General features: G+C 45.3%; 5 protein-coding genes and 1 tRNA gene. All 6 read left to right on the forward strand.

The features are described from left to right. Nucleotides 1-19 precede the first annotated feature (19 nt). The 6 genes from WBV75_RS05210 to rplJ all read left to right on the forward strand — a co-directional run bounded on the left by WBV75_RS05210 (nt 20) and on the right by rplJ (nt 2737). Nucleotides 20-92 (forward strand) — tRNA-Trp (locus WBV75_RS05210). Between the two features lie 79 nt (nt 93-171). After that, complete coding sequence (secE, locus tag WBV75_RS05215) at nt 172-360, forward strand: preprotein translocase subunit SecE (RefSeq protein ID WP_424119587.1); 189 nt, start codon at nt 172-174, stop codon at nt 358-360. Between the two features lie 6 nt (nt 361-366). Then, nucleotides 367-918 (forward strand): transcription termination/antitermination protein NusG, encoded by a 552-nt coding sequence (gene nusG, locus WBV75_RS05220; RefSeq protein WP_424119588.1) that lies wholly within the window; start codon nt 367-369, stop codon nt 916-918. A gap of 139 nt (nt 919-1057) precedes the next feature. Further along, nucleotides 1058-1495: a 50S ribosomal protein L11 gene (gene rplK, locus WBV75_RS05225; protein ID WP_424119589.1), complete on the forward strand. Its 438-nt coding sequence runs from the start codon at nt 1058-1060 to the stop codon at nt 1493-1495. A gap of 21 nt (nt 1496-1516) precedes the next feature. Continuing rightward, nucleotides 1517-2206 (forward strand): 50S ribosomal protein L1, encoded by a 690-nt coding sequence (gene rplA / locus WBV75_RS05230; RefSeq protein ID WP_424119590.1) that lies wholly within the window; start codon nt 1517-1519, stop codon nt 2204-2206. 15 nt (nt 2207-2221) lie between these two features. Beyond that, nucleotides 2222-2737, forward strand: a complete 516-nt coding sequence (gene rplJ, locus WBV75_RS05235; RefSeq protein ID WP_424119591.1) for a 50S ribosomal protein L10 — start codon at nt 2222-2224, stop codon at nt 2735-2737. Nucleotides 2738-2824: the final 87 nt, after the last annotated feature.

A 2824-nucleotide genomic window follows, 5' to 3' on the forward strand; every position in this document is an offset into this window, starting at 1 on the left:
GCACCCTTTCACTGTAAATACGGGTGTAGCTCAGTTGGTAGAGCACTGGTCTCCAAAACCAGGTGTCGGGAGTTCGAGCCTCTCCTCCCGTGCTAAGCTTATAATGCAAGGAATTTCGGGAAAGAAAATGTCGCCATTGAGGTGCTTCGACCCGGACTAATAGCGAGAAACATGGTAACGTATATCAAGGAATCATACGAGGAACTGAAAAATCACGTAACACTGCCTTCCCGGGCGGAGGCTTCAAACCTGATGGTAATCGTGGCTGTTTTTTCGATCCTTTTTGCCCTGGCAACATGGGGAGTTGATTCGCTCTTCGCTAAGCTTATTCAATTTTATTTTAACGCTTTAATAGGATAAACGGCAATGGCAGGAGAATTGGAGCGTAAGTGGTATGTAGTCAGAGCTGTAAGCGGTCAGGAGAACAAGATCAAAGGGTATATTGAGAGTGAGGTGGAACGCCATGGTTTTGGTGATAACCTCGAGGAAGTTCTTGTCCCTACGGAGAAGGTGATTCAAATTCGCAAGGGAAAGAAAATAAATAAAGAGCGGGTGTATTACCCGGGTTACATAATGGTTAAGGCGCACCTGACAGGTGAAATGATCCACGTGATTCGCTCCATTACCAATGTGATCGGATTTTTGGGCGAGACCAAAGGGGGAGACCCTGTTCCGCTCAGGAAGTCTGAGGTCAATAGGATGTTGGGGAAGGTAGACGAACTCGCAGTAACCACCGATACAGTAGCTATCCCATTTGTAATGGGTGAGACCGTCAAGGTTATAGACGGTCCTTTTAATGGATTTAATGGCACAGTGGAACGGATAAATGAAGAGAAGCGCAAGCTGGAGGTTATGGTGAAGATCTTTGGAAGGAAGACTCCGTTGGAACTGAGTTATATGCAGGTAGAAAAAGTTTAAAGAATAATACTGTTACGCTTAAAAGTGAAGTTGCTTCCAATTTAACTCACTTTTACCGCTTTCTTAAATCCTCCTGATGGTTGTATTGAGAAGGCATCAGATCGGGAAATCCCGGTCTTAGTTGTAAATTAAATGAACAATGGCAAAAGAAGTAAGTAAAGTAGTTAAACTACAAGTCAGGGGAGGTGCTGCGAATCCGTCGCCACCGGTTGGACCCGCTTTAGGTGCTGCCGGCGTTAACATCATGGAGTTCTGTAAGCAGTTTAATGCACGTACGCAGGACAAACCAGGCAAAGTATTGCCCGTTGTTATCACCGTGTATGGTGACAAGTCATTTGACTTCATCGTCAAAACACCACCAGCGGCAGTTCAGCTATTGGAAGCGGCAAAGACTAAAAAGGGTTCCGGAGAACCGAATCGCGTAAAATCAGGGAGTGTAACCTGGGATCAGATTAGAACCATTGCTGAAGATAAGATGGTCGATCTCAATGCATTCACTACAGAATCTGCAATGAGTATGATTGCAGGCACGGCTCGTTCAATGGGAATCCGGGTTTCCGGAAAGCGCCCCTTCTAAAAACTGAAAAGCACTTTTAAGATGGCAAAACTAACAAAAAAGCAGAAAGAGGCTGTTGCTCAAATCGACAGCGACAAACTCTATTCCCTGCAGGAAGCCTCTGAGCTTATCAAGTCTATCACCAACGTCAAATTTGACGCATCGGTAGACCTGGCGATACGCTTGGGAGTGGATCCACGTAAAGCGAACCAGATGGTTCGTGGGGTGGTAACACTACCGCATGGAACAGGTAAGGATGTAAAAGTCCTGGCACTGGTTCCGGCAGATAAGGAGGCCGAGGCTAAAGAAGCCGGAGCAGACTTTGTAGGTCTGGATGAATATCTGGATAAGATCAAAGGGGGCTGGACGGATGTAGATGTGATTATCACAATGCCAAGTGTCATGGGGAAATTGGGACCTTTGGGTAGGATATTGGGGCCTCGCGGTCTGATGCCGAATCCAAAAACAGGTACCGTGACCATGGATGTGGCTAAGGCAGTTACTGAGGTGAAAGCCGGTAAAATTGATTTCAAGGTAGATAAAACAGGTATTGTTCACGCAGCAATTGGGAAGGTTTCTTTTACTCCTGAAAAGATTGCCGGGAATGCCAAGGAATTGATTGACACCCTGGTGAAAATGAAGCCGGCGGCATCAAAGGGCGTATATATGAAGAGTATCTATATGTCCAGCACCATGAGTCCGAGTGTTCAACTAGATCCGAAAGCGGTCTAATCAAAAACAGGGAAAATGACCAGAGAAGAAAAAGCAACGGTAATTGAAGACCTGAAGTCACAGCTTGCGGATAACACGACGATCTATCTCGCTGATATTTCCGGACTGGATGCAGGGACGACTTCGGCACTTCGCCGCGCTTGCTCTAAAGCAAACATCAAACTGGCAGTAGTTAAGAATACCCTACTGGCCAAAGCAATGGAAGCTTCTGATAAGGAATTCGGGGAATTGCCTGAAGTACTTAAAGGAAACACTTCTTTAATGTTCTCCGAGACGGGTAACGGCCCGGCAAAGTTGATCAAGACCTTTCGGAAGAAGTCTGATCGGCCACTGCTAAAAGGCGCCTTTATCGAAGAAGCAGTTTTCGTCGGTGACGATAAACTGGACACCTTGGTGAGCATTAAATCTAAGGAAGAGGTTATTGCAGTCATTGTAGCCTTTCTGCAATCTCCTGCCAAAAATGTTATTTCCGGATTGAAATCCGGAGGAGGCAAACTGGCGGGTATTCTGAAAACCTTATCCGAAAAATAATTTCGTTCGCACTATTAACCTAAGTATAAATTAATTCGATTTTTAAAACGATAGTAAAATGGCAGATTTAAAAGAATTCGCAGAACA

The sequence above is a fragment of the Robiginitalea sp. genome, from assembly GCF_049588695.1.
Classification (GTDB): Bacteria; Bacteroidota; Bacteroidia; order Flavobacteriales; family Flavobacteriaceae; genus Robiginitalea.